This window comes from Nonomuraea sp. CA-143628 (genome assembly GCF_050942315.1).
Classification (GTDB): domain Bacteria; phylum Actinomycetota; class Actinomycetes; order Streptosporangiales; family Streptosporangiaceae; genus Nonomuraea.
This window is the reverse complement of the sequence record NZ_CP192072.1, coordinates 12,625,072-12,650,525: the sequence shown is the minus strand read 5'-3', so window position 1 is coordinate 12,650,525 and position 25,454 is coordinate 12,625,072. Positions and strand designations below refer to the sequence as shown.

General features: G+C 70.4%; 26 protein-coding genes. 17 read left to right on the top strand and 9 right to left on the bottom strand.

The features are described from left to right. Positions 1-2: 2 nt before the first annotated feature. Positions 3-1,178 (top strand): threonine synthase, encoded by a 1,176-nt coding sequence (locus ACQP2T_RS57425; RefSeq protein WP_433513128.1) that lies wholly within the window; start codon positions 3-5, stop codon positions 1,176-1,178. 97 nt (positions 1,179-1,275) lie between these two features. Here the strand turns inward: ACQP2T_RS57425 and ACQP2T_RS57420 are convergent, their stop codons facing one another. Both ACQP2T_RS57420 and ACQP2T_RS57415 read right to left on the bottom strand, forming a co-directional pair. Beyond that, the gene (locus tag ACQP2T_RS57420) at positions 1,276-2,052 is read right to left on the bottom strand and encodes a hypothetical protein (RefSeq protein WP_433513127.1); all 777 of its coding nucleotides are present in this window, start codon (positions 2,050-2,052) and stop codon (positions 1,276-1,278) included. Beyond that, on the bottom strand, positions 2,049-2,192 hold the full coding sequence (locus tag ACQP2T_RS57415; RefSeq protein WP_433513126.1) for a helix-turn-helix domain-containing protein: 144 nt from the start codon (positions 2,190-2,192) through the stop codon (positions 2,049-2,051). Before ACQP2T_RS57415 ends, ACQP2T_RS57420 begins: the two co-directional genes overlap by 4 nt. A 179-nt stretch (positions 2,193-2,371) precedes the next feature. Here ACQP2T_RS57415 and ACQP2T_RS57410 point away from each other — a divergent pair, with 179 nt between their 5' ends. From ACQP2T_RS57410 to ACQP2T_RS57395, 4 genes are all read left to right on the top strand, one after another. Next, positions 2,372-3,256, top strand: coding sequence for a LysR family transcriptional regulator (locus ACQP2T_RS57410; protein WP_433513125.1), 885 nt, complete (start codon positions 2,372-2,374; stop codon positions 3,254-3,256). A gap of 293 nt (positions 3,257-3,549) precedes the next feature. Beyond that, on the top strand, positions 3,550-3,930 hold the full coding sequence (locus ACQP2T_RS57405) for a VOC family protein (protein ID WP_433513124.1): 381 nt from the start codon (positions 3,550-3,552) through the stop codon (positions 3,928-3,930). Positions 3,931-4,178: 248 nt separating this feature from the next. Beyond that, positions 4,179-5,408, top strand: coding sequence for a serine hydrolase domain-containing protein (locus tag ACQP2T_RS57400; RefSeq protein WP_433513123.1), 1,230 nt, complete (start codon positions 4,179-4,181; stop codon positions 5,406-5,408). 59 nt (positions 5,409-5,467) lie between these two features. Further along, on the top strand, positions 5,468-6,709 hold the full coding sequence (locus ACQP2T_RS57395; RefSeq protein ID WP_433513122.1) for a serine hydrolase domain-containing protein: 1,242 nt from the start codon (positions 5,468-5,470) through the stop codon (positions 6,707-6,709). An 18-nt stretch (positions 6,710-6,727) separates the two neighbouring features. Here ACQP2T_RS57395 and ACQP2T_RS57390 read toward each other — a convergent pair whose 3' ends face one another. Further along, positions 6,728-9,400, bottom strand: coding sequence for an ATP-dependent RNA helicase (locus tag ACQP2T_RS57390; protein WP_433513121.1), 2,673 nt, complete (start codon positions 9,398-9,400; stop codon positions 6,728-6,730). Beyond that, the gene (locus ACQP2T_RS57385) at positions 9,387-9,704 is read right to left on the bottom strand and encodes an ArsR/SmtB family transcription factor (protein WP_433513120.1); all 318 of its coding nucleotides are present in this window, start codon (positions 9,702-9,704) and stop codon (positions 9,387-9,389) included. The genes ACQP2T_RS57390 and ACQP2T_RS57385 overlap by 14 nt, the downstream gene beginning before the upstream one ends. 83 nt (positions 9,705-9,787) lie before the next feature. Between ACQP2T_RS57385 and ACQP2T_RS57380 the strand changes: the two genes are divergently transcribed. After that, positions 9,788-10,939: an MFS transporter gene (locus tag ACQP2T_RS57380; protein WP_433513119.1), complete on the top strand. Its 1,152-nt coding sequence runs from the start codon at positions 9,788-9,790 to the stop codon at positions 10,937-10,939. Here the strand turns inward: ACQP2T_RS57380 and ACQP2T_RS57375 are convergent. Beyond that, positions 10,888-11,502, bottom strand: coding sequence for a TetR family transcriptional regulator (locus ACQP2T_RS57375; RefSeq protein WP_433513118.1), 615 nt, complete (start codon positions 11,500-11,502; stop codon positions 10,888-10,890). The two genes, ACQP2T_RS57380 and ACQP2T_RS57375, sit on opposite strands and share 52 nt — an antisense overlap. An 87-nt stretch (positions 11,503-11,589) precedes the next feature. On the opposite strand from ACQP2T_RS57375, the gene ACQP2T_RS57370 reads away from it, so the two are divergent. Next, positions 11,590-12,549 carry a hypothetical protein gene (locus ACQP2T_RS57370; RefSeq protein ID WP_433513117.1) on the top strand — a complete coding sequence of 320 codons (960 nt, stop codon included), beginning with the start codon at positions 11,590-11,592 and terminating at the stop codon, positions 12,547-12,549. A 4-nt stretch (positions 12,550-12,553) separates the two neighbouring features. Here ACQP2T_RS57370 and ACQP2T_RS57365 read toward each other — a convergent pair whose 3' ends face one another. Together ACQP2T_RS57365 and ACQP2T_RS57360 are read right to left on the bottom strand one after the other, a co-directional pair. Further along, positions 12,554-13,384 carry an undecaprenyl-diphosphate phosphatase gene (locus ACQP2T_RS57365; protein WP_433513116.1) on the bottom strand — a complete coding sequence of 277 codons (831 nt, stop codon included), beginning with the start codon at positions 13,382-13,384 and terminating at the stop codon, positions 12,554-12,556. 41 nt (positions 13,385-13,425) lie between these two features. Further along, entirely contained in the window at positions 13,426-14,307 is an 882-nt protein-coding gene (locus tag ACQP2T_RS57360) for a MurR/RpiR family transcriptional regulator (protein WP_433513115.1), read from the bottom strand. Positions 14,308-14,421: 114 nt separating this feature from the next. On the opposite strand from ACQP2T_RS57360, the gene ACQP2T_RS57355 reads away from it, so the two are divergent. Genes ACQP2T_RS57355 through ACQP2T_RS57330 form a run of 6 tightly spaced genes read left to right on the top strand, consistent with a single transcriptional unit; the run spans position 14,422 to position 20,667 of the window. Then, entirely contained in the window at positions 14,422-15,555 is a 1,134-nt protein-coding gene (locus ACQP2T_RS57355) for a C45 family autoproteolytic acyltransferase/hydolase (protein ID WP_433513114.1), read from the top strand. Next, entirely contained in the window at positions 15,552-17,159 is a 1,608-nt protein-coding gene (locus ACQP2T_RS57350; protein WP_433513113.1) for an ABC transporter substrate-binding protein, read from the top strand. The genes ACQP2T_RS57355 and ACQP2T_RS57350 overlap by 4 nt, the downstream gene beginning before the upstream one ends. Before the next feature lie 2 nt (positions 17,160-17,161). Further along, positions 17,162-18,076, top strand: coding sequence for an ABC transporter permease (locus tag ACQP2T_RS57345; RefSeq protein ID WP_433513112.1), 915 nt, complete (start codon positions 17,162-17,164; stop codon positions 18,074-18,076). Then, positions 18,073-18,912: an ABC transporter permease gene (locus ACQP2T_RS57340; RefSeq protein ID WP_433513111.1), complete on the top strand. Its 840-nt coding sequence runs from the start codon at positions 18,073-18,075 to the stop codon at positions 18,910-18,912. The genes ACQP2T_RS57345 and ACQP2T_RS57340 overlap by 4 nt, the downstream gene beginning before the upstream one ends. Then, positions 18,912-19,856 (top strand): ABC transporter ATP-binding protein, encoded by a 945-nt coding sequence (locus ACQP2T_RS57335; protein WP_433513110.1) that lies wholly within the window; start codon positions 18,912-18,914, stop codon positions 19,854-19,856. Before ACQP2T_RS57340 ends, ACQP2T_RS57335 begins: the two co-directional genes overlap by 1 nt. A 49-nt stretch (positions 19,857-19,905) precedes the next feature. Next, positions 19,906-20,667 carry an ABC transporter ATP-binding protein gene (locus ACQP2T_RS57330; RefSeq protein ID WP_433513109.1) on the top strand — a complete coding sequence of 254 codons (762 nt, stop codon included), beginning with the start codon at positions 19,906-19,908 and terminating at the stop codon, positions 20,665-20,667. A 10-nt stretch (positions 20,668-20,677) separates the two neighbouring features. On the opposite strand, the gene ACQP2T_RS57325 is transcribed toward ACQP2T_RS57330, so the two are convergent. Then, positions 20,678-21,490 carry an NAD(P)H-binding protein gene (locus ACQP2T_RS57325; protein ID WP_433513108.1) on the bottom strand — a complete coding sequence of 271 codons (813 nt, stop codon included), beginning with the start codon at positions 21,488-21,490 and terminating at the stop codon, positions 20,678-20,680. Between the two features lie 74 nt (positions 21,491-21,564). On the opposite strand from ACQP2T_RS57325, the gene ACQP2T_RS57320 reads away from it, so the two are divergent. Genes ACQP2T_RS57320 through lipB form a run of 4 tightly spaced genes read left to right on the top strand, consistent with a single transcriptional unit; the run spans position 21,565 to position 23,919 of the window. Beyond that, complete coding sequence (locus ACQP2T_RS57320) at positions 21,565-22,482, top strand: AraC family transcriptional regulator (protein ID WP_433513107.1); 918 nt, start codon at positions 21,565-21,567, stop codon at positions 22,480-22,482. After that, on the top strand, positions 22,479-23,021 hold the full coding sequence (locus ACQP2T_RS57315) for an HAD domain-containing protein (RefSeq protein ID WP_433513106.1): 543 nt from the start codon (positions 22,479-22,481) through the stop codon (positions 23,019-23,021). Before ACQP2T_RS57320 ends, ACQP2T_RS57315 begins: the two co-directional genes overlap by 4 nt. 60 nt (positions 23,022-23,081) lie before the next feature. Then, positions 23,082-23,264 carry a PspC domain-containing protein gene (locus tag ACQP2T_RS57310; RefSeq protein WP_219529398.1) on the top strand — a complete coding sequence of 61 codons (183 nt, stop codon included), beginning with the start codon at positions 23,082-23,084 and terminating at the stop codon, positions 23,262-23,264. 19 nt (positions 23,265-23,283) lie between these two features. After that, the gene (gene lipB, locus ACQP2T_RS57305) at positions 23,284-23,919 is read left to right on the top strand and encodes a lipoyl(octanoyl) transferase LipB (protein ID WP_358553236.1); all 636 of its coding nucleotides are present in this window, start codon (positions 23,284-23,286) and stop codon (positions 23,917-23,919) included. On the opposite strand, the gene ACQP2T_RS57300 is transcribed toward lipB, so the two are convergent. Then, positions 23,916-25,445, bottom strand: coding sequence for an amino acid permease (locus ACQP2T_RS57300; protein ID WP_433513105.1), 1,530 nt, complete (start codon positions 25,443-25,445; stop codon positions 23,916-23,918). The genes lipB and ACQP2T_RS57300 overlap by 4 nt on opposite strands. Between the last annotated feature and the right edge of the window lie 9 nt (positions 25,446-25,454).

Genomic DNA, 25,454 nt, shown 5'->3' with positions numbered 1-25,454 from the left:
GCGTGAACGGACCATCTCTGGCCACCGGCCAGCGCTCCCTGGGCGACCCCTCGATCACGTATCCGCTGTGGCCGCCGCTGACCCGCGGCTGTCCGACGACGAGCACCGCCTCGCTGGCCTACCCGGTCGAGGTCGACTACGACTACGCCCGGGTCAGCGCGACCCTGTTCGAGCAGGAGCCGGGCCCCGACCTCGCGCGCTGGTCGCCGCTGCTGCCGCCGCTGCACGCGCCCACGCTGGGCGAGGGCGGCACGCCGCTGATCCCGCTGGAAGGCGTGTACGTCAAGGACGAGTCGCGCAACCCCACCTGGTCGCACAAGGACCGGCTCAACCGGGTCGCCGTCAGCGCGGCCGTGGGCGCGGGGGCGCCCGGCGTGGTGGTGGCCTCGTCGGGCAACCACGGCGCCTCGGCCGCCGCGTACGCCGCCCGCGCCGGGCTGCCCGCCATCGTGCTGGCCTCGGCCGACGCGCCGCCCGCCGTCCATTCGCTGGTCCGCGCGTACGGGGCCAAGGTGCTCGCCGTGCCGGTCGAAACCCGCTGGCCGCTGATGCGCGAGATCGTGGACCGGCTCGGCTACCACCCGGTCAGCAACCTGACCGTCACCCACACCGGGCACCCGTTCGGGGCCGAGGGCTACAAGACGATCGCGTACGAGCTGTTCCTGCAGCTCGGCGGGGTGCCGGCGGCGGTGTTCGCGCCGACGGGCTACGCGGAGCTGCTGTACGGGGTCTGGAAGGGATTCACCGAGCTGCGCCGGCTCGGGCTGGCGGGCACGACGCCGCGCATGTTCTCCTGCGAGGCCGCCGCGGGCGGTCCCCACGCGCGGGCCATCGCCACGGGGGCGCCGGCCGCGATCGTCTCGCTCGGGCACACCGACGCGTACGGCATCGGCGGCTCGGTGGGCGGCCACCGGGGCGTACGGGCGGTGCGCGACAGCGGTGGTGAGGCGCTGCTGGTCACCGACGAGGAGATGCGGGCGGCGCAGCGGGCGCTGGCCAGGCAGGGGCTGTGGCAGGAGCTGTCGGGAGCGGCGGGGCTGGCCGCCTACCGCAGGCTGGGGCGGGACTTCGACGGGCCGGTGGTCTGCGTCGCCACGTCCAGCGGGTTCAAGGATGTGGGGGTGGGGTCGGAGACGGTCGAGGTGCTGACGAACCCGACCATGGACGACGTGCTGTGAGGTCGTCTGTGACGCGCGCTGTCGGCCTGTCCATGGCCCTGCGACGTGCGCTGAGGGCCGCTGCGGCGCCGCCGGGGCGAGGGCGGCGCGTCCGGGGTCACGCCTTCAGCCACACCCGGAGCGGGCCGATCGGGGTGAAGCCGTGCCGGGACGCGGGGGCCGGGTCGGTCTCGTAGCCGACCAACGGGCGGCCGGGGAACAGCTCGGTCGCCAGCGCCACCGTGCCCGACCAGGCGGCGTTCAGATCGCAGCCGAGGGCGAACACGTTCGACACACCTACGACACTGCCGCTCGCGTTGAGCGCGGACCCGCACACGATGTCGCCACCGATCCGGCCCGCCAGCACGGTGACCTCGCCCAGCAGCGGCGGCCGGAACAGGTTGCCGTCATCCGCCGGAAAACAGGCGCGCTCCCAGTCGCGGAGCGTACCCGCGTCGCGGACCGCCTCCCAGGCGATGACGTCCCCGGTTGCGGCCGGGGCGATGGCCACGCCGGCCGGGGCAGTGGCCTGACCGGTAGCCGCTGGGGTGAGGGCTTCGCCGGTCGCCGTGGGCGTGACGGCCTCGCCGGTCGCTCTGTGGGCGGGGCGATGGATCCACTGGGCCCCGAACAGCAGGTCCCACCCGGGCGGCGGCCGGAGCACGGCGAAGCTGTCCTTGACCGAGGCGCTCCGCTTCCCCTCGACCCCGGCCAGCAGGTCGGCCCACGTCGCCTCCGGGAAGAGGGTGATGGCGTCGGGGTAGTAGGTCGGGCTGACGCCGGGGTTGGTCCAGCTCAGCGCGCTGAACGTGCCGGGGGACCCGTGCGAGCGGCACACCGCGTCGCACCACTCGGCGTTGTTGCGCGCCGCCTCAAGCAGCCGGTCATCGGTCATCTCGGCTCCGTTCCACCTGGCTCGTCCGACGCGTCAAGACCGCCTCGCCAGTAGTCGGCCAACCACCGTTGCAGCGTACGGTAGGAGACGCCGCCCTCGTCATGGGCCGCGGCCAGCCGTACTCCCTCGCGCAGGTACACCGTGGCCGCCCACCACACCTGCGAGGGACACGATTACGGCGACATCGCGCCGCCCTTGGAGACGACGCGGGCGCGGCGGAGCGCTTCATACTCACGGTGACCGCTCCAATAGGGCAGACATGTCATACTTGCGCCCCGAATGAACGGTCTCGATGATGGGATCGGCCGAGAGGGGTCGTGTGGAGCTGCGCGACATTGAGATCTTTCTGACCCTTGCCGAGGAGCTGCACTTCGGCCGCGCGGCAGAGCGGCTGCGCGTCTCCGTGGCGGCGGTCAGCAAGGCGATCAAGAAGCAAGAGCGCAGTATCGGAACGGAGTTGTTCGCGCGGAACAGCCGCGCCGTCATGCTCACGCCCGCCGGCCAGCGGCTCCGCGATGACCTGCGCCCGATATACCAGAGGCTCCACGAGAGTCTGGGGCGGGCCAGGTCGGCCGCGCAGAACAAGACCGACGTGCTGCGGCTGGGCATGCTCAGCACCAACACCACCGAACTCCGTCCCCTCTTCGACGCGTTCATGGTCCGACAGCCCACCTGCGAGATCCAGCTCCGCTATGTCAGCTTCAGCGATCCCTTCGGCCCTCTGCGCGCGGCGGAGGCCGATGTTCTGCTCGCCTGGCTCCCGGTCGAGGAGCGCGACCTCACGGTGGGTCCGATCGTCTCCACCGAAGCGGCCTTCCTGGCCATGTCGGCCGGCCATCGGCTGGCCGGGCGACCCTGGGTGACTTACGAAGATCTGGGCGACGAGATCGTCATGGGCGGCGCCAAGCCCGGCTACTGGCGCGAAGCGCTCGTCCCCACCCGGACTCCAAGTGGACGCCCCATCCGGATCGGACCGATCGTCTCCACCGGAGAGGAGATGCTCCCCATCCTGGCCGCCGGCGAGGCTGTCTCACCCGTCTTCGGTCACTCCAGCCGTTACTATGCGCGACCCGATCTGGCCCATGTGCCCATTCGCGACGCGCCACCGCTGCGCTGGGCGCTCATCTGGAGTACCGCATCGGAGAATGACCTCATTCGTGCCTTCGCCCAGGCCGCTCGCGATGTCGGCGAACTGAAGTTCTAGCGCCGGTGAACACCCCGATAACGGTGTTCCGCACGGGCTGGTGTGCCGCGGCGATGCGGAGAACGATCTCATCCGCGCCCTCGCACGCGTGCTGCGCGAGCTGGGACCGCTGCCCGGTAGGGACCACTGCCCGGTTGGGACCGGTGCCCGGCTGAGACCGTCAACCGCGGGTTAACGACCGTTGCGATAGTCGCCGTTGATCCGCGGCACTGCCCGGCGTGATGCTTGATCCATCCAAAGAACACGCCCCGTCGGGAGGTAAATCGGGATATGTCATTTTCTGGTGGTGTGGCGTGAACATCGTCTCCTCCGCCATATCCCTGACCGTCACCGATCCGGCCGCTTCCAGCCGGTTCTTCACCAGCCATCTCGGCTTCCGCGAAATCCTGGTCGGCGAGGAGTTCATCGCGCTGGGCCGTGACGACGCGGCCGTCGACCTGATCCTGATGGAGCGCGACCCCGAGCGGCGGCGACCGGAACAGGGACTGGCGGACGCCATCGTGGTGTTCACGGTCACCGGCCTCGCCGCCGAGTACGAGCGGCTACGCCGCGAAGGCGCCACCATCACCATCCCGCTCCGGCGGGAGCCGTGGGGTGAGCTGCTGATGCGGCTCACCGACCCCAACGGCGTGGCGATCCAGCTCACCGAGTGGATCTCCCCGATCGCGGGCTGATCCCAGACTGGCCGACCTGGGCGTGTCGCTCACCGTCACCGGCATCACCTCCGACCATGTGCTGCCGTGTCAGCGGCCGCGTCAGGACGGCAACGGCCCGGTATCAGAGCGGTCGGCGATGGTGGACGCCATGAACGGTTCAGCGGTCACACTTCCGCGGCTCGGCCCACCGGGCCCAGCTCGCCGAAGCCGTAAGCGCCGCGCCGGGACCCGTCTGGCAGATCGAAACACTAAACGTAAGGAGATTCATGATGGAAAAAGGCAACAGCGGCTTCTCCGCTGCAGGGCTGCGCAGACTGCACGACATGCTGGCACGGCATGTCGAGTCCGGGAAGATTCCCGGGCTGGTCGCTCTGGTCAGCCGGGGCGGTGAGACGCACGTCGAAGCGGTCGGGACGATGCGTCATGACGGTGGCGCGCCGATGCGCCGGGACACGATCTTCCGGATGGCGTCGACGTCCAAACCGCTCACGGTCGCGCCGGTCATGGTCCTGCTCGATGAGTGCCGGCTGCGGCTGGACGACCCAGTACAGGAGTGGCTACCCGAACTCGCCGACCGGCAGGTGCTGAAGCGACCCGACAGCCCGCTGGACGACACCGTGCCGGCGCGGCGGCCGATCATCGTACGGGACCTGCTGACCTCCACGTTCGGGCTCGGCATGGATCTGACGGCGATGAGCTTTCCGATCATGGGCAGAGTTTTCGAGCTGGAGCTCACCGGCCATGGAGGGCCGGTGCCCGGCCCGGACGAGTGGATGCGCCGCCTCGGCACACTCCCGCTGATGCACCAGCCCGGAGAGCGCTGGCAGTACCACATCAGCATCGATGTGCTCGGCGTGCTCGTCGCCAGGGTCACCGGCCGGCCGTTCGAGGAGTTTCTACGCGAACGCATCCTTGACCCGCTGGGCATGAAAGACACCGGTCTCCACGTGCCCGCCGACAAGATCGACCGGCTGCCGCCCACCTACGCCCCCGATCCGGAGACCGGCGAGTTCACCGTATGGGACGAGGCCGAAGGGGGACGCTACAGCCAACCTCGGGAGTTCCAGTCGGCCGCCAACGACGTGGCCTCCACCGTCGACGACTACCACGCCTACTTCCAGATGCTGCTCAATCACGGTATGCACGGCGGCGAACGGATCCTGTCCCGGCCCGCCGTCGAGCTGATGACCACCAATCGCCTCACACCCGAGCAGAACGCCGCTCGAGACGACCTGGCCAAGAACAACGTCCATGTGTCGTTCGGCCAAGGGCAGCACGGCGGCTGGGGCATGGGGATGGCGGTGCGCACCTACCGCGGCGACTACGCACCCATCGGCCAGTTCGGCTGGGACGGCGGAACCGGCACCTCGACCTACGCCGACCCGGTCAACCAGCTCACCGGCATCCTGCTCACCCAGGTCGGGATGTCGGTCCCGGACCCGGCGCGGCTGATCCACGACTTCTGGACCACGACCTACCAGGCGCTCGACGACTGACACCGAGTCCGCCCCCGGTAGGACCGCCCGCAACCCACGACACCGAAGGACAAGCAACCATGAAAACGCAATCCCCACCAGCGACCAAGGTCTTCCGGCGAGTGGCGGTCACGGCGCTGGCGGCCGCGCTGCTCGCCGGGGTGGCCACGCCCGCCGTGGCCGGTAGCGTGGCCGTGCCGAAGGCCGCTGTCAGGCAGGATCGCCCGGAGCTGCAGCAGGCCACGCAGGCGTTCATCGACGCCGGTTTCGCCGGGGTGCAGGTGCGCGTGCACGATGAGCGAGGCCAGTGGGCCGGCAGCGCCGGGGTGAGCAAGCTGGGCCAGAGCGCCAAACCGCCGACGAACGGGCGGTTCTGGGCGGGCAGCGTCACCAAGACCTTCACCGCGACCCTGGTGCTCCAGCTGGTGGCCGAGGGCAAGATCGCCCTGGACGCCCCGGTGGCCGGCTACCTGCCCGAGCTCGGGCTGGACCAGCGGATCACCGTGCGGATGCTGCTGCAGCACACCAGCGGATTATTCAACTACACCGGCGAGTACTACGACGACGGGACGGTCGTGCCGGGGATCCCCGCTACGGGCGATGCGTGGCTGGACAACCGGTTCCACAGCTACCAGCCCGAAGAGCTGGTACGGCTCGCGCTGTCCAAGCCCGCGCGGTTCGAGCCGGGCACGGACCAGAACTACTCCAACACCAACTACACGCTGGCCCTGCTGCTGATCGAGAAGGTCACCGGCCACTCCTACGCCGAGGAGGCGCGGCGGCGCATCCTGCGGCCGCTCGGCCTGCGGGGCACCGTGGTGCCGGGCAACCGGACCGAGCTCCCCGGGCCGCACGCCCACGGCTACTACCGCTACGAGGAAGCCGGCCAGTGGAAGACGGTCGACATCTCCCGCCAGAACCTCTCCCTGCTGGCCGGCGCCGGTGACCTGATCTCGACCACCGAGGATCTCCACACGTTCATCTCCGCGCTGATGGGCGGCAAGCTCCTGCCGGCGCCGCTGCTGGCCGAGATGCGCAAGCCGTACGGGAAGTACAACTACGGCTTCGGGCTGTTCGTGCAGGACCTGGGCCCGAACTGCGGCACCGTCTACCAGCACAACGGCAGCCCGCCGCACGGCTACGGGGCGCTGATGTACAGCTCACCCGACGGCAGCAAGACCCTGACCGCCTCGGTGACCTGGGTGGACGAGGCCACCAGGGGCCCGGCGAAGGACTTCCAGAAGCTGGTGGACAAGCTCGTCAATGAAGTGTTCTGCGGCGGGCAGGGCGGGGCGGCCGACGAGGCGAAGCCGGCTCAGTAGGGGCCCCGGCGGCAGGGGTTACCTTGGGTTCGCGCGGCGGGTAGGGGCCGCGGTCAGCGGGTCCTCCGGCCAGGGGTGCCGGGGGTAGCGGCCGCGTAGCTCCGCGCGGACCGCACGGTAGCCCTCGCGCCAGAACGACGCAAGGTCCGCGGTGACCGCCACCGGGCGTCCGGCGGGGGAGAGCAGGTGTACGAGGAGCGGCACGCCCGCGATCCTCGGCGTCTCCGTCCAGCCGAACAACTCCTGCAGCTTGACCGCCAGCACCGGCTGCCCGCCCGAGTAGTCCACGCGGACGCGGGAGCCGCTGGGCACCGCGACGCGCTCGGGCGCCACCTCGTCCAGCCGCCGGCTCCACGGGATCAGCCGCTTCAGGGCGGTGGCCACGTCGATGCGCTCCAGGTCGGCGCGGCGGCGGGCGCGGGACAGCTCCGGCTCCAGCCAGCGTTCGGCGATCTCCGCCAGGTCGTCCATCGGGAGCCACGGGTCGCCGAGTTCGCGATGGCAGAACGCCAGGCGGTCCCTAAGGGCGGTGGCCTCCTTGGTCCAGGTGAGTACGTCCTCGGTGCGCAGGCCGTACAGGATGGCCTCGCGTACATCGGCGTTCTTGAGCGGGGCGGCGGAGAGCTCTATCGCGCCGAGCCGCTCGACGACGCGGGCGGACACGTCGCCGCGGCGCTCGCCCGGCGGGGTGCGCCAGGCGATCTCCTCCTCGGTGGTCACCGGGAACGCCAGCCTGGCGGTCTCCTCGTCGATCACCACGGCCTGGCGGATCCGGGCCGACGCCGAGCCGGTGGGACGGTCGGCCACCGCCACGGCCAGCCACTTCGCCTCGCCGAGCCTCGACCCCTCGGCCAACTGCGCCTGGGTGCCCGACGCCATCAGATATCCACCGCCCCGCCGCCGCGCCACCCGCTCAGGAAACGCCAACGCCACCGCCAGCCCGGCCAGGGCGTCGTCGGTCATCTCCCGTCCGTCCGGTGGTGGGGCCTGTCGGTCTGGTGGGGTGGGCCGGTCCTGGGATGGGGTGCTTCTGGTGAGGCGGCGGACCTCCTGGCGCCAGCGGGCCGTGAAGCCGTCGCGGCCGTGGCGGGCCGAGCGCCAGATCTCCACGAGGTCGTCACCCGCGTCGCGGGGGAGTTGGTCAGACAGGAGCGCCACCACCTCGGCGGCGCGCGGTCCGAGGTCGAGTAGCGCTCTGGCCAGGCGCGGGTGTACGCCGACCAGTGCCATTCGCCGTCCCCGCGCGGTCACTCGCCACATCATCCGGTCGGTGCCGTCGCCGGTCACGTGGTCGGTGATGTCGTCCGGCGCGTACGAGGGCGTGGTGGTGCCGGGGGCCGGTTCCAGGGCGCCCAGGGTGTGGAGGGTGCGGGTGGCGGCGGTCATCGCGGCGGGTGGTGGCGGGTCGAGCAGGGCGAGGCCCGAGGCGTCCGGGTCGCCCCAGCAGGCGGCCTGCAGCGCGAACCCCGTGAGGTCGGCCAGGGCGATCTCCGGCCGTGCGTGGTCGGCCAGCCGCTCGTGCTCCGCTGCCGTCCAGCACCGGTACACCGTGCCGGGAGCCTCCCGTCCGGCCCGTCCGGCGCGCTGGTCGGCCGACGCCTTCGAGACCCGTACGGTGGTGAGCGAGCCGAGCCCACGGGCGTGGTCGGTGCGCGGCTCCCTGGCCAGGCCCGAGTCCACCACCACCCGCACCCCCGGCACGGTCAGGCTCGACTCCGCCACCGACGTGGCCAGCACCACCCTGCGCCGCGACCCGGGCGACAGCACCGCGTCCTGAACCCGGGCCGGGGCCTGCCCGTGTACCTGAAGCACTTCGACGCCGCCCGAGGGCCCGCTACCTGTGGACCCGCCACCGGAGCGCCCTCCGCCCGAGAGCGGGCCGTCGGAGCGCCCGCCACCGGAAGGCCCGCCGCCCGAGGACCCGTCGCCGGAGAGCGCGTCGCCGAGCAGTGCGGCCACCCGGGCGATCTCGCCCGTGCCGGGCAGGAAGCACAGGATGTCGCCCTCCCGTTCCGCCAGCGCTTGCCGTACCACCTGGGCGACGTGCGAGAGCAGCGCGGGATCGACCCGGAGGCCGTGCGGCGGGGCGACCGGCCGTATCGGTGGCGTCCACACGATCTCGACGGGATGCGTCGCCCCCGACGCGCGCACGATCGGCGCGTCTCCGAGCAGGCGGGACCAGGGAGCGGCGTCCGCGGTGGCCGAGGCGGCGAGGAGGCGCAGGTCAGGCCGGAGTGTGTCCCTTACGTCGAGCAGGAAAGCGAGCGCGGTGTCGGCGTCGAGATGGCGTTCGTGGCATTCGTCGAGCATCACCACGTCCACCCCGGCCAGCTCCTGGTCGCGCTGGAGCCGCTGTAGAAGCACGCCGGTGGTGACGACCTCCACCAGGGGGTTCGCGCCGGTGTGCCGTTCGCCGCGGATCGTGTAGCTGACGCCCATCCGCTTGGCCGCCGCGCGTACGGCCAGTCGCCGCGGCTCCGCCACCAGCACCCGCAGCCCGGCCTCCGCCAGGGCGAGCGGGACGACGGTGGTCTTGCCCGTGCCGGGCGGTGAGGTCAGGACGGCCGCCCCCGCGCGGTCGAGCACACCGAGCAGCTCCGGCAGGACATGCCGGATGGGCAGCCCGTCAGACGGAAGCAGCCCAAAAGGGGGTAGCCCGTCAGACGGAGGCGAAGCGTCAGACGAGGACATGAGCCGCCGAAAGGATCGCGTCGAGCAGGCCGGGGAAGCGGGTGTCGAGGCCGTCGCGCCGCAGGCTGATGTACTTCAGCCGCCCCTCCTGCCTGGACATGATCACCCCGGCCTCGCGCAGCGTCCGGTAGTGGTGCGAGGCCGTCGACTTGTGGACGCCTAGGTCGTCGCACGCCTCGGTGCAGGTTATCTCGCCGCGGCTGGCCAGCCGGATGACGATCTCCATGCGTATGGGATCGGACAGCGCCCGCAACACCTCTGTGAGCTGGATGTCGGCAGTGGCCGGATGTGGAAGCAGGCGCATGGTCCGACCTTACCTCCGTCGCATTGTTTGACAACAATCCAACGATAGTCCAGTTTGATGGACATCAAACTGAAGGAGGCTCGGTGAGCAGTCGGCTCTACCCTCTCGCGCTCGGGAATTTCGCCGTCGGCACCGGCATGTTCGTCACCGCCGGGCTGCTGGCGCCCATTTCACATGATCTGCATATCTCGTTATCGGCGGCCGGCCAGCTGATGACCGTGTTCGCGCTGGCCTACGCGCTGCTGTCGCCGGTGCTGGCCGCCCTGACCGCGCGGTTGTCGCGTCGGCGGGTGCTGCTGATCGCGCTGGCCGTGTTCGTGCTGGGCAACACGTTGACCGCGCTGGCGCCCACGTACCCGCTGGTGATGGTCACCCGCGTGGTCGCGGCGGCGGGTGCGGCGATGTTCACGCCGACCGCCTCCGGCGTCGCCACGGCGCTGAGTTCGCCCGAACGTCGTGGTCGCGCGCTCGCGCTGGTGATGGGCGGCCTGAGCGTCGCGTCGGCGATCGGCGTGCCGTTGGGCACCTGGCTCGGGTCCGCGTTGAGCTGGCGGGCCACGATCTGGCTCGTGGTCGCGCTCGGTGTGCTCGGCCTCGTCGGGGTGGCCGCCGTGGTGCCCGATGTCATGATCGAGACCACGGGGCGGCTGGCCGAACGGTTCGCCCCGCTGGCCGACCGGCGGGTGCTGGCGGTGCTGGTGACTCAGCTGCTGATGTTCGCGGCCGGGTTCGCCGCCTACACCTATATCGGCTCGCTGTTCGACCTGCCGCTGCCGGCCGTGCTGTGGGCATGGGGGATCGGCGGGGTCGTGGGCAACCAGGTCGGCGGGCGGTTCACCGACAAGTTCGGGCCGCGGCGGATGGTGCTGATCGGCATGGCGGCCTCGACGGTGTTCCTGGCGCTCATCCCGGTCGCGAACCTCGCCCTGCCGGTCGCCCTGGTGTGGGCGCTGTGCTGGGGCGCGCTCGGGTGGGTGGTCGCGCCGGCGCAGCAGTACAGGACCGTCGCCGCCGTGCCGCACAACGTGCCGATCGGTCTCGGACTGCTGTCTTCGGCGCAGTACGTCGGGTTGTTCGTGGCGGGCATCACCGGAGGCCTGGCGCTCGACGGGTATGGCAGGCCGGGCGTAATCGTGCTGGCCACCGGGCTCGCGCTGCTGGCGCTGGTCTTCACACTGGTGACCTACCGGCCGGAGACGGTCAGCTCGTCGAGGGAGAGCGTGCCGGTCAGATAGCGCTGTACGTTGGGCGCCACCAGGGCCGCCACCCGGCCCACGGGCAGCGAGGCCAGCGGATCGACCTTGAGCACATAGCGGAACATGGCCATGCCGACCAGCTGCGACGCGGCGAGCAGCGCGCGGGTCTCGGCGTGGTCGCCGGGCAGCCGCTCGGCGAGCGGCCCGAGCAGATCCACCCGCGTGAGGTTCGTCACCAGGTCGGCTGCGGCCGGGGTGGCGGCGGCCGCCTGCAGGATGGCGGTCAGCCGCGGGCCGTGCGCGGGATGCTCCCAGAGCGACAGATATCTGGTCACCAGCCGCTCGCCTATGTGCTCCGGGTCGCCGTCGAGGGCCTCGGCCATCAGTCTGACCGGCATGCTGTGCTCGATCGCCGCGCGGAACAGCCCCTCCTTGCTCCCGAAGAAGTGCATCACCAGCGCCGGATCGACGCCCGCCGCGCGGGCCACGGCCCTGATCGTGGTCTGCCCGTAGCCCTGCGCGGTGAAGGCGGCGACCGCGGCCTCCAGGATCGAGGTCCTGGTCGGGGGGCTTCCCGGGCGCCTTCCGCGTTCTTCGGCCATGGGGCCATTCAACTACGGAAATTCATCTATGTAGAATTCGACGGCGATGAATTCAACAGTGATGAAGTCAACAGGCAGTGAATCTCTATGAAGAAGATCATCGGCGTGCTCGTCGGGGTCTCGTTGCTCGGCATGCTCTTCTCCGGATCGTTCCTCGGGACGTTCTTCGAGCCGGAGCCGCACGGGGTGCCAGTAGCGGTGGTCGGGCCGGACACGCTGGTGAACCAGCTGTCGGGGGCCATGGAAGACAACAAACCCGGCGGCTTCGACCTGCGGGAATACACCTCCGTCGACGTCGCCCACGAGGCCCTGCTCGGCCGGGAGGTGGACGCGGTCCTGGTCCCGCAAGAGGGCAGGCTCGTGGTGGCCAGCGCGGGCGGGCGCGCGGGCGCCGCCGCGATCACCGGGGCCTTCCAAGCCGCTGAGAAGGCACAGGGCCGGGCGCTGCGGGTGGAGGACGCGGTGCCGCTCGCCGCCGGTGACGTGGGCGGCACGTCCGGCATGTTCTACGTGCTCAGCCTGGTGCTGCCCGGCCTCGCGATGGCGCTGCTGCTCACGAAGGTCGCGCCCGGCCACGGCCCGGCTCTGCGGGTCGGGGTGATGGTGGCGGGCGCCCTGGTGGCGGCCTCGGTCAATGCCTGGCTCGCGGACGTGGTGCTCGGCGCCCTGCCCGGTAGATACGGCTGGCTGGTCGTGGTGTCGGCGGGGATCGTGCTGACCATCGGGCTGGTCGTCTCGGGCCTGCTCAAGACCGTCGGCACCGTGGGGTTGGTGCTGGCGGCGCTGCTGTTCATCCCGATCGGGCTACCGGCCAGCGGCGGCCCGATCGGGGCACGGTTCATTCCCGAGTGGTACGCCGCGATCGGCCGGTTCCTGCCGGTCGAACCGGGGAGCGAGGTGGTGCGCAACACCGTCTACTTCGACGGGGCCGCGCTGGGGACGCCGCTCGGGGTGCTGGCGGCGTGGGCGCTGCTCGGGGTCATCCTCCTGGCGCTGCCCCGCCGCCGTACGAGCTCCCACCAGGCGGCTCATCGCATCCGCCGGTGACGGATCAGCCCTGGGCGGGGATCCAGCCGAGGGTGACCGCGAGGATGACGAACAGCCCGAGCAGGATGCGATAGATGACGAACCCGGTGAAGCGGTGCTGGCTGATGTACTTCAGGAACCAGGCCACCGCCGCATATCCGACGATGAACGAGATGACCGTCGCCAGGATCGTCGGGCCCCAGGCCGGAGCCTTGTCCCCGCCGATCTGGACGATCTCCAGCAGGCCCGATGACAGGACCGCGGGGATGGCCAGCAGGAAGGAGTATTTGGCGGCGTCTTCGCGCCGATAGTCCAGCAGCAGGCCCGCCGTGATCGTGCCGCCGGAGCGGGAGACGCCGGGGATCAGCGCCAGCGCCTGCGCGAAGCCGTAGACGATGGCGTGCGTGAAGCTCAGGTGCTTCTCCAGCGTGAGCCTGTTGCGGGCGGTGTAGTCGGCGAACCAGAGGATGATGCCGAAGACGATCAGCGTGGTGCCCACCAGGCGCAGGTCGCGGAAGACCGTCTCGATCTGGTCCTTGAACACCAGGCCCAGGATGCCGATGGGCAGGGATCCGATGATCACATACCAGCCCATGCGGGCGGCGTAGTGGCTGCGCAGCTCGGGCGTCCACAGGGCGCGGGTCCAGGTGGAGATGATCTCCCAGATCTCTTTCCTGAAGTAGATCAGGACGGCCGTCTCGGTGCCGAGCTGGATCACCGCCGTGAACGCGGCGCCGGGATCCGGCCACTTGAAGAACGCGGACACCACGCGAATATGGGCGCTGGAGGAGATCGGTAGGAACTCCGTGAGGCCCTGAATCAGCCCCAGCACCGCCGCTTCGAACCAGCCGATCACGGCTACACCTTCCCCATACCCGCGTAAGTGACGAGGCGAGGCTAGCGGATACGGGGGCCCAGCAGTTGCTCGCGGAGCGAGGTCAGCTGGTGAGAATGCTCGACCGAACGGCTCTCGTCGAGCGAATCGAGCGCCAGCAGCAGCGCGTCGGCCACGATGATGCCGGTCAGCGGCTCGGCGCTGATGCCGGTGGGCGTGTGGGGAGCGGCGAGTACGGCGTCGACCCGGTCGGCGAAGGTGCCGCCCAGTTCGTCCGAGATGAGGATCACGCCGGCGCCCACCGCGTGCGCGCGGTCGATCAGGACAGTGAGCTCCCTGAGCTTGCGGCCGGGCTGGAAGATGACCACGGCCTCGCCGTGCTGGAGCGAGAGCAGGTCGTCGGCCAGCGCGAAGCCGGTGGCCGAGACCGCGCGGGCCCGGTGACCACGACGGCCCAGCTTGAGCGCGAAATAGCGGGCCGACGGCTCGGAGGCGCCCGCGCCGTAGACGAGCACCGCGCTCGCTGGGGCCATCACCTCGATCGCGCGCTGGAACGCCTCGGCGTCATAGAGCCGGCGGCAATGGTCGAGGCGCTCGCGGGCCTCGTCGAACACCCGGTCCCAGATCGCCGACAGGTCGTGGCCGACATGGCTGATGCGCTGCCGCATGCGTACGTCGGGCGCCACGGCCGAGGTGAACTCACCGGCGAGCGCCCGCTTCAGCCCCGGCAGCCCGCCGAAGCCGAGCCGCTGCATGGTGCGGATCACGGTGGCGTTGCTCGTGCCGGAGGCCGTGCCCAGCTCCTGCGCGCTGGAGAAGAGGATCTGCTCGGGCGCAGCGGAGATCAAGAACTGGCACACGGCTCGCTCGGCGGGAGACAGCTCGTCCCAGAGCTGCTTCACCGTGCTCCTGAGCTGCTCGATCGGACTGTGTGAATTTTCCATTACGAACCTTGACTCCTGTGTAGCGCTCATTACTCTTTCCTGGAAACGACCGCTACGGACTCGTTGCCTCACTGAAATGAACGTTACAGGCATCGGCCGGTCCAAGGAGCACCATTGAGCCTCACTTCCCTGCCCCTCGTCGAGATCGCCGGAGGTCCGCGAGAACGCGGGCGTCAGTACGGCGAGCAGGCCCGCGAACGGATCCACCGCGCGCTGGCCTTCTACGCCGAGGCGTTCGCCCACTCCAGCGGCCTGGATTGGCCACAGGTGACGCAGCGGGCGGCGCGCTGGGTGGAGCCGAGCAAGGCGTTCGCCCCCGACCTGGTCGAGGAGATGGAGGGCATCGCGGAGGGCGCCGGCGTCGAGTTCCTCGACATCGTCGCGCTGAACGCCCGCGGGGAGATCATCTACGACACCACGTTCAACTCCATGGAGCCGGACGGGTGCACCTCCTTCGCCCTGATGGAGCAGGCGTCCGGCGACGGACACGTCTACGCGGGCCAGAACTGGGACTGGCGGGCCGGCGTGGCCGACACGGTCATGGTGCTCAGGGTGGTTCAGCCGGGCAAGCCCACCGTGATCATGCACGTCGAGGCGGGCCAGGTCGGGCGGCAGGGGGCCAACTCGGCGGGCATCGCGCTCAACGCCAACGGGCTCGGCGGGCGCTTCGACGACGCGATCGGCGTGCCGCAGACGCTGATCAGGCGCCGGGTCCTCGACAGCGCCGACCTCAACTCGGCGCTGGAGGCGCTGACCAAGTCGCGGGCCCACATCGCCAGCAACGCGCTGGTCACCCACCGCGCCGGCTTCGCGATCGACCTGGAGACCACGCCCGGCGCCGTCGGCTGGATGTATCCCACCGACGGGCTGCTCGTGCACGGCAACCACTACCAGGCGTTCATGCCGCCCCAGCTCGCCGCCACCTACCGCCCCGGCTCGGCCGACTCGCTGTTCCGGGTGCCGCGCGCGGAGGGCGGGCTGCGCGCCGTACGCCACGCGTCCGGCAGCGACGAGGCGCGCAAGCTGATCAGGCACGCCATGTCCGACCACCTCGGCTACCCCGAGTCGCTCTGCACCCACCCGGACCAGAGCCAGCCCCCTGTCAAGCAGTGGGCCACCCTGCTGTCGAACTGCGTCGACCTCACCACGGGCGACTACTTCATCGCCGCCGGCACGCCCTGCGACCACGAGTACGAGCGCGTGCCCTGGAACCTCTACGACGGACCGCACGGAGAAGAGACGTTGTGAAGAAGACACTCGCTGTGGCCGGGCTGCTCGGTCTCACCGCCGCGTGCGGCGGCCCGGCCGCCACGACCAAGGCGCCCGACCCGGCCAAGCTCACGCTGGTGAACCAGACGGCCAAGGCGACCGGCGCGCTCGACTCGGCCACCTGGCTGCTCGACGAGGAACCGGGCACGCTGGACATGGACATCGACGGCAACACCGACAACCGCACGATCCTGGCCAACGTCTGCGAGCGGCTCATGCAGACGCAGCCCGACATGACGGTCAAGCCGTGGCTGGCCGAGAAGGTCGACCAGCCCGACCCCAAGACCATGGTCATGACCCTGCGCAAGGACGCCACCTTCCACGACGGCTCGCCGGTCACCGCCGAGGACGTCGTGTGGAGCCTGAAGCGGCATTCGGGCGAGGGCATGGACGAGTCCGACGAGTTCGAGGACGTCGAGTCGATCAGCAAGTCCGGCGAGGGCCAGGTCACGATCGCGTTCAAGAAGCCGAACGCCCTTTTCGTCCAGGCCATGGCGGGCGGCGGCGGCATCGTGCTGAACCAGAAGGTCGTGGACAAGCTCGGCAAGGAGTACGGGACGCCGGGCAACCCGGACGCCTGCAGCGGTCCGTACCAGGTGAAGGACTGGAAGTCGGGCACCGAGCTGTCCATCGAGCGCTATGACGCCTACTGGAACAAGGACGTCAAGCCGCTCACCAAGACGGTGACCTTCAAATGGGCCGGCGACACCGCGCTGGTCAACAGCCTGACGACGGGTGCGGCCGACGGCGCCTACCTCTCCGACACCGGCCCGGCGGTCGCGCTGCAGGCTAACCAGGCGGTCAATGTCGCTTATGGGCCCACCACGCGGGTGTTCGTGCTGCTGCCCACCGACCGCGGCGTGATGAAGGACCCGAAGATCCGCCGGGCGCTGTCGCTGGCGGTCGACCGGGCGGGCATCGCCAAGTCCGGGTTCGCCGGGCTGGCCAGGCCGTGGAAGGTGCCGGTGGGCGCGGGCGCCTGGTCGTACGAGAAGCAGGCGTTCCAGACGGCCTACGACCAGTTGTCCGGCGCGCCCGAGACGCCGTCGCTCGACGAGGCCAAGAAGCTGGTCCAGGAGGCCGGCACGCCCAAGGAGCCGATCGTGGTGGCCACCAACGGGGACGAGACCCGTACGGTGATCGCCAACGCGGTCGTCGACGCGGCCAAGAAGATCGGGCTCACCGCGCAGATCAAGACCGTGCCGCCGTCGGAGTTCGGCAGCTTCTACACCGACAAGTCGCTGCGCGCCCAGGTCGACCTGGTGCCCGACGACTGGTACATCACCAAGTCCGACCCGATCGGCTTCTACGACAACGGCCTGACGGGCTCGGCCAACAACTGGGTCGGCTTCAGCTCGCCCGAATACGACGCGCTCGTCGCCAAGGCGCTGGCGAGCACGGACGACGCCCAGCGCGCCAAGGACGTCATCGACCTGCAGCAGCGGTTCACGGCCGACATGGTGTGGATCTCGCTCGTCGAGGTGCCGTCCGCGGTCGTGCTCGGCGGCAAGGTGACCGGCCCGCCCGCCTCCCAGGTCTACATGGGCTACCCATGGGCCGCCGACCTCGGGGCCAAGGGCTGAGCATGGTCCGCAAGCTGACGGGGGTTCTGGCGACGCTGCTGGTCACCTCGTTCGTCATCTTCGGGGCGTCGTACGCGGCGCCCGGCGACCCGGTGACGTTCCTGGCGGGCGGCAAGGAGAACCTGACGCCCGAATACCTGGCGGCCGTCCGCGCGCAGTACCACCTGGACGACCCGTTCCTCGTCCAGTTCGGGCGCTGGCTCGGCGACGCGGTGACGGGCGATCTGGGCCGGTCCACGCAGTACAACGACCAGGTGGGCGACCTGCTGGCGGCGCGGTTGCCGAGCACGCTCGGGCTGGTCGCCTACGCGGCCGTGCTGTTCGTGGTGTTCGGCATCGCGCTGGGCATGCTGGCGGCGGTACGCGGCGGACGGACCGACGCGGCGGTGGTGGCGGGCACGACGTTCGCCACCTCCGTGCCGCCGTTCGTGGTGGCCACCGTGCTGATCTCGCTGTTCGGCGTCCGGCTCGGCTGGTTCCCCGTCATGGGCGGCGGCTCACTCTGGCACCTGACCCTGCCGGCCGTGACGCTGGCGCTCGGCGCGCTGGCGATCATCAGCCGGGTCACCAGGCAGGCCATGGTCGAACAGCGCGAACTCGACCACGTGACCGTCGCCCGCGCCTCCGGGCTGTCCGAGCGGCTGATCGTGGTCAGGCACGTCTTCCGTGGCGCGCTGGGCCCGATCGTGACCATGTGCGGGCTGGTGACCGCCGGGATGCTCGCCGGGACGGTGACCGTGGAGACCGCGTTCGGCCTCAGCGGCATCGGCTCGCTGCTGGTCAACGCGATCAACACGCACGACTTCCCCGTGACGCAGGCGGTGCTGCTGCTCATGGTCACCGCCTACATCGTGGTGACCACGCTGGTGGAGCTGGTCCAGCCGCTGATCGACCCCCGAGCAAGGAGGCGGGCATGACTGCCGTTGCCACGCTGTCCCCGCGACCGGTCCGGCCGCTCGGCTACCTGCTCGCCACCGCGTTCCTCGGCCTGGTCGTGGTCGGCGCGGTGTGCGCGCCACTGGTCACGCCGTTCGAGCCGGACGCGGTCGACTTCGGCGCCTCGCTCGCGCCGGTCTCGCCCGAGCACCTGCTCGGCGCCGACCAGTCGGGCCGCGACCTGCTCACCCGCATCCTGTACGGCGCCCGCACCTCGCTGGTCGGCCCGCTGCTGCTGCTCGCCATCGCCTCGGCCCTCGGCGTCGCCCTGGGCACGCTGGCCGCCTGGCACCGGGGCTGGGTCGACGCGGTGGTGTCCAGGGTGACCGACGTGATGTACGCCTTCCCCGGGCTGCTGTCCGTGGTGCTGATCGTGGCCGTCTTCGGCAACGGCATGACCACGGCGGTCATCGCGCTGGGCCTGGCCTACGCGCCGACGATCGCCAAGTACACCAGGAGCGTCGCGCTGGCCGAGTGCGGCAAGCCGTACATCGACGCCTATCGGGTGCAGGGCATGGGCGGGCTGGCGATCTGCGTGCGCCACCTGGTGCCGAACATGGGGCGCTCGATCGTCGGCTACCTCGTGGTGCTGTTCGGCGAGGGGCTGATGAGCCTGGCCACGCTGAGCTTCCTGGGGTTCGGCGCGCAGCCCCCGTCGTCCGACTGGGGCCTCATGGTCAAGGAGGGGCAGCCGGCGATCGTACAGGGCGCCTTCCTGCCCGTGCTGGTGCCCGGCGCGGCCATCGCCCTGGTGGTCGTGTCGTTCAACGTGATCGGCGTACGGCTCGCCGACCGCATGGGCGTGAGGGGAATCTGATGCTGCTCTCCGTGGAGGACCTCACTATCGAGGCGGGCGGCCGACGGCCGATCCTGCGCGAGGTGTCGCTGAGCGTCGGCAAGGGCGAGGTCGTCGGCCTGGTCGGCGAGTCCGGCTCGGGCAAGTCCACGATCGCCCGCGCGGTGCTGCGCCTGCTGCCGCAGGGGGCGCGGGTGTCGGGCCGGGTGCTGGTCTCCGGCGACGACGTGCTCTCGATGGGCCCCGCGGCGCTCAGGGACCTGCGAGCCGCCCAGGTGTCGATGATCTACCAGGATCCGCGCTCGTCGCTCAACCCGGTACGCCGGATCGGCGACTTCCTCACCGAACGCATGGTGCTCACGCTGGGCCGGTCCAAGGCCGAGGCCCGTACGCGGGCGCTGGAGCTGCTGGCCGCCGTCGGCCTGCGCGACCCCGAGCGGTGCGTGCGGCAGTATCCGCACGAGCTGTCCGGCGGCATGCTCCAGCGCGTGGTCATCGCCGCCGCGCTGGCCGCCGACCCGGCCCTGCTCCTGGCCGACGAGGCGACCAGCGCGCTCGACGTCACCACCCAGGCCGAGACGCTCGCGCTGCTGCGCCGGATCCAGGCCGAACGGGAGCTCGGCATGCTGTTCATCACGCACGACCTGCACCTGGCCGCCGCCTACTGCGACCGGGTGCACGTGCTGTACGCCGGCGCCGTGGTGGAGTCGCGGCCGGCCAAGGAGCTGTTCGCGGACCCGCGGCACCCGTACACGGCCGGGCTGCTCGCCTGCACACCCGAGCTCGGCGACCCGCGCCCGATCCGCCCCATTCCGGGCCGGCCGCCGTCGCTCGACGACGCGTTCACCGGCTGCCCGTTCGCGCCGCGCTGCCCGCACGCCACCGGCGACTGCGACGCCTGGCAGCCGCGGCCCCTGACCGTCGCGGGCGGCTCGGCCGCCTGCCGCCTCGTGGAGGCCCGATGACCGCCGTCCACGGCCTGATGCCGCCCGTACGAGACCTGGGGGAGACCTGATGCTGGTCGTTGAGAAGCTCAGCAAGTCCTTCCAGGGCACCGTGGCCGCCGACGAGGTCTCCTTCGAGCTGGCGCCGGGCGGCTCGCTCGGGCTGGTCGGCGAGTCCGGCTCCGGCAAGACCACGATCGCCCGCATGCTCGTCGGCCTGGTCACCCCCGACTCCGGCACGATCACCGTGGCCGGCCGCGCCCGCGGCCCGAAGGAGCGCGGCAGGGCGGCCAGGCTGCGCCGGGCCCGCGAGATCCAGATGGTCTTCCAGGACCCCTACCTCTCGCTGGACCCCCGGCTGACAGCGACCGAATGCCTGCACACCTCGCTCCGCCTGCACGGCAAGCCGCCCGCCCGCGCCGCCGAGCTGCTCGACCAGGTGGGCCTGGGCAGCCGCGAGGCCGGCGCGCGCCCGCACCAGCTGAGCGGCGGCCAGCGACAGCGCCTCGCCATCGCCAGGGCGCTCGCGGTCGAGCCCTCGGTGCTGGTGCTCGACGAGGCCGTGGCCGCGCTCGACGTGTCCATCCAGGCCCAGATCCTGGAGCTGCTGGCCCAGGTACGTCGCGACGCGGGCGTGGCCCTGCTGTTCGTCAGCCACGACCTGGCCGTGGTCCGTCACCTGTGCGAGGAGACGCTGGTGCTGCATCGGGGGGTGGTCGTGGAGCGGGGCCCGGTCGAGCGGGTGCTGGCCGAGCCCGAGCACCCCTACACGCGCCTGCTGCTGGCCTCGGTGCCCGGCCCCGGCTGGGATCCGGCCAAAGTGGTGCGTTGAGCGCACAGCGTCAACGCACGGTCCAGGTCGCCTTGTTCGCTGTGGCGTAGTCGGTGAAGTCCCTGGCGGGCCGGCCGAGCGCCTGGTGGACGCCGTCGGCGAGGTGCGCGTTGCGGCCGTCCAGGACCTCGGCGAACAGCCCGTTCAGCCCCTCGATCTCGTTCTCCGGCACGCCCTGCTCGCGGGCCCCGGCCGCGAACTCCTCGGCCGTCACCGGCACGTAGACGATGTCCCGGCCCGTCGCCTTGGACAGCTCGGCGGCCACGTCCGCGAAGGTGAGCAGCCTCGGCCCGGTCAGCTCGTACAGCTTGCCGCCGTGGCCCTTCTGGGTCAGCGCCGCGACCACGACGTCCGCGATGTCGTCCACGTCCACGAACGGCTCGGGCACGTCCGCGATCGGCAGCGCGATCACCCCTTCGAGAACCGGGTCCAGCAGGTAGCCCTCGCTGAAGTTCTGCATGAACCAGCTACACCGCACGATCGTCCAGTCGGCCCCGGACGACTGGACGACCCGCTCGGCCGCCTCGGCCATCGGCTCGCCCCGGCCGGAGAGCAGGACCAGCCGGGTGACGCCGCCGGCCACGGCGAGCGAGGTGAAGGCGTCGATGTCTTCCAGGGCGCCGGGGAAGGCGAGGTCGGGGTAGTAGGTCACGTACACGGAGTCGACGCCGTCCAGCGCGGGCGCCCACGTGGATCGGTCGGTCCAGTCGAAGGACGGTCGCGCGGAGCGGGAGCCGATCCGCCACGGGTGGTCGAGAACGGTGAGCCTGTTCGCCACGCGGCGGCCGGTCTTGCCCGTGCCGCCCAGCACCAAAGTTGTCATGGCTCAAGTAAGCCGCCGAAGCCTGAGACTCTCCATGGTTGAGAAGCGCAATCCCATATGCGATCGTCTAAGCCATGGACCAGCTAGCCGCCCTGCTCGACGGTCCGCGGGCAAGAGGCGCCTTCATGCTCCGCTGCCTGCTCGATCCGCCCTGGTCGCTGCGCATCCAGGACGAGGCCCCGCTCACGGTGGTGGTGATGGTGCGCGGCGAGGCGTGGGTGGTGCCCGATGAGGGGGACGTCGTCCAGCTGTGTCCCGGGGAGGTGGCGATCATTCGCGGGCCCAAGCCGTACACGGTGGCCGACAGCCCCGCCACGCCGCCGCAGATCGTCATCCACCCCGGCCAGCACTGCACCACGGTCGATGGAGTGTCGCTCGCCCAGGCCATGGACCTGGGCGTACGCACCTGGGGCAACGCCGTGGACGGCGAGACCGTGATGATCACCTGCGCCTACCTCATGGAGGGAGAGGTGAGCAGGCGGCTGCTGGAGGCGCTGCCCACGCTGCTGGTCCAGCGGGGCGACCCGCTCGTCCCGCTGCTGGGCGCCGAGATCGTCAAGGACCAGCCGGGTCAGGAGGCGGTCCTCGACCGGCTGCTCGACCTGCTGCTCATCTCCGTGCTGCGGTCGTGGTTCGCCACCCACGAGGCGCCGGCCTGGTATCGGGCGCAGAGCGATCCGGTGGTGGGCCGGGCCATGCGGATGCTGCACAACAACCCGGCCCACCCGTGGACGGTCGCCGCGCTGGCCGCGCAGGTGGGCGTCTCGCGGGCCTCGCTGGCCAGGCGCTTCACCGAGCTGGTCGGCGAGCCGCCCATGGCATTCCTGACCGGCTGGCGGCTGGCGCTGGCCGCCGACCTGCTGCGCGAACCCGACGCGACGGTCGGCTCGGTGGCCAGGCAGGTCGGCTACGGCAGCCCGTTCGCGCTCAGCGCGGCCTTCAAGCGGGTACGCGGCGTCAGCCCGCAGGAGCACCGGGGGGCCGTCCGGTGAGACCGCAGCCCACAGGGGCACCGGGCGGTCCGGGGAGGCCGCTGCTGCTGATCGACGTCGACGGGGTGCTCAACCCGTTCAGCCGGCCCACGCCCGACTTCCGCCGCTACCACTGCACGGTCGGCGACCAGGTCTACACCGTGCAGCTCAACGCCAGGCACGGCACCAGGCTGCTGGAGCTGGCCCTGGTCACCGGGGCCGAGCTGGTCTGGGCGACGACCTGGGAGGAGCACGCCAACGAGTGGATCGGGCCCCGGCTCGGCCTGCCCGAGCTGCCCGTCATCCCCATGGGACCGGACCAGGGGGGTTTGTACGGGGAAATGTTTAAAACCCCGCACGTAGCCGCTTATGTCGGTCGCAGGCCGTTCGTATGGTTCGACGACCAGGTATGGCTGGAGGACGAGGAATACCTCAGGGGCACTCAGGGTCTCGATGATTTCCTGCTCATTCATGTTGATCCAAGAAAGGGTCTGACCAGCCAACACCTCGCCCAGGCGCACGAGTGGCTGACCCTCTCAGGGTTTTCTCAGGGTGCCTAGTGGGATATCTCCAGCCTGGACATCCGTTTTCCAGGTAGGTGCAACCACACGGAGGAAACGATGTACCGCTCACGAGAGCACAGAATCCTGGCCGGCGTCTGCGGCGGTCTCGCCGACAAGATGGGCCTGCCCCCCACCCTCGTCCGGATCCTCTGGCTGCTGCTGTCGCTCATCCCCGGACCGCTCTGGGTGGTCTACGTGGCCATGTGGATCCTCGTCCCCGAGGAGCCGAAGCGCTACTAGACGTCCTATCCTGGGACGCATGAGGGCTAGGCCGCTGACACTCGTCCAGGATGAGCTCGTCGACTACGACAAGGCGATGGAGCGCATGACCGACCTCGTCGGTGAGCGCCAACGAGACGAGCGGCCGGACACGCTCTGGCTGCTGAGCCACCCGTCGGTCTACACGGTCGGGCGCCGCACGCCGGTGACCCACCTGCCGGACCCGTCGCGCGGCATCCCCGTGGTCGAGACCGGTCGCGGGGGCCAGCTCACCTACCACGGTCCCGGCCAGCTCGTCGGCTACCTCATCGTCAAGCTGGGCGAGGAGGAGGGCATCGTCGACTACGTACGGGAAGTGGAGCTCCGGCTGGTCGAGGCCCTGGGCGCGCTGGGGCTGCCCGCGGAGCGCCGCGACACCCCGCCCGGCTCCGAGCTGCTGACCGGCGTCTGGACCTCCGAGACGGGGCGCAAGGTCGCCTCCATCGGGATGCGGCAGAGCCGTGGCGTCACCAGCCACGGCTTCGCGCTCAACGTCGACGGCGACCTGGAGCCGTGGCACTGGGCCGTCGCCTGCGGCATGCCCGACGTGGACATGACCTCGCTCAAGAGAGAGCTGGAGGCCACGTCCATGGACACCGTCCGCGCGGCCGTGGCCACGGCTTTCGAGGCGTCTTAGGGCATCGGGAGTTCGTCGATGGTCCGGCGGGGCCCGGTGAACCAGTGCTTGGCCGACAGCTTCCACCACAGGGCGATGCCGAGCAGCACGACCCCGACCAGGACCGGCGCGTAGTTCACGTCCGTCCAGGTGAAGTTCTCGTTTCCGGGGATCGCCGAGGGCTTGATCGGCATGATGAAGTAGATCGAGATGATCACGATCTCAATGCAGGCGATCCAGCACATGACCCGATATTTCCGGCCAAGGGTCCACGGGCCGGGCCGGAAGCTGTCGCCCATGCGCAGCCGCAGCCAGATCGGGATGAGGAACGCCAGGTAGAGCCCGATGACCGCGATCGACACGACGGCCAGGAAGGCCACCGGAGTGGTCGAGCCGGGCGGCGCCCAGAGCGCGGGCAGCGTGATCAGCGCGGCCACCACGCAGCCGGCGAGGATCGCGTTGACCGGCGTCCGGTTGCGGTCGACCTTCGACCACAGCCGCCAGCCCGGCACGGCACCGTCTCGTGAGAACGCGTAGGTCATCCGCGACATCGAGGTCACGCAGCTCATCCCGCAGAAGAACTGGCCGATCGTGGAGATCGCGAAGACCGCGGTGGCCAGCGGCGAGGAGAGCGCGGTCTCGAAGATGGCGCCCACGAAGCCGCCCTGCTTGTTGATCTCGTCCACGTTCGTCGCGGCGAACAGGAAGGCCAGCAGCAGGATCCAGCCGCCGATCGCCGAGTAGAAGATCGACTGCCAGAGCCCGCGGGCGGCCGCCGTGGAGGCGCCCTGCGTCTCTTCCGACACGTGCGCACAGGCGTCGAAGCCGGTGATCGTGTACTGGGTGAGCAGGAAGCCCAGCGGCAGCACGTAGAACCAGAACGGTATGCCGCCCTCGCCGTTACCGAAGCCGGAGTTGTTGATGGTGTCGGTGAAGACGAAGCCGACCGTCTGGTGGTGGCTCGGCGCGAAGATCAGGATCGCCACCACGATCGCGGCACCCGCCACGTGCCACCAGACCGAGACGTTCTGCAGCATGGAGATGAGCCGGTGGCTGTAGATGTTGATCAGCGCGTGCAGCACCAGAATGATCACGAACAGCAGGAAGGCGTTCCCGAGCGAGGCTTCCCAGCCGCCGCCGGTGAGCCGGTTGATGGTGATGTTCAGGAACGTCGCGCAGCCGTAGTCCACCGAAGCGGTGACCGCGATGAGTCCGATCAGGTTGAGCCAGCCGGTGAACCAGCCGTGGATCGGCTTGCCCATGGTGGCGGCCCACCAGTAGATGCCGCCCGCCGTCGGGTACGCCGAGACCAGCTCCGACATGCAGAGGCCGATGATCAGGATGAAGACGGAGATCAGCGGCCAGCCCCAGGAGATGGCGATGGGACCGCCGTTGTTCCAGGCCTGGCCGAAGGTGGTGAAGCAGCCGGCCAGGATCGAGATGATGGAGAAGGAGATGGCGAAGTTGGAGAAACCGCTCCAGGTCCTTGACAGCTCCTGTTTGTAACCGAGCTCGGCGAGGCGCCTGGAATCCTCTTCTGTGGTCATTGAGGTCTC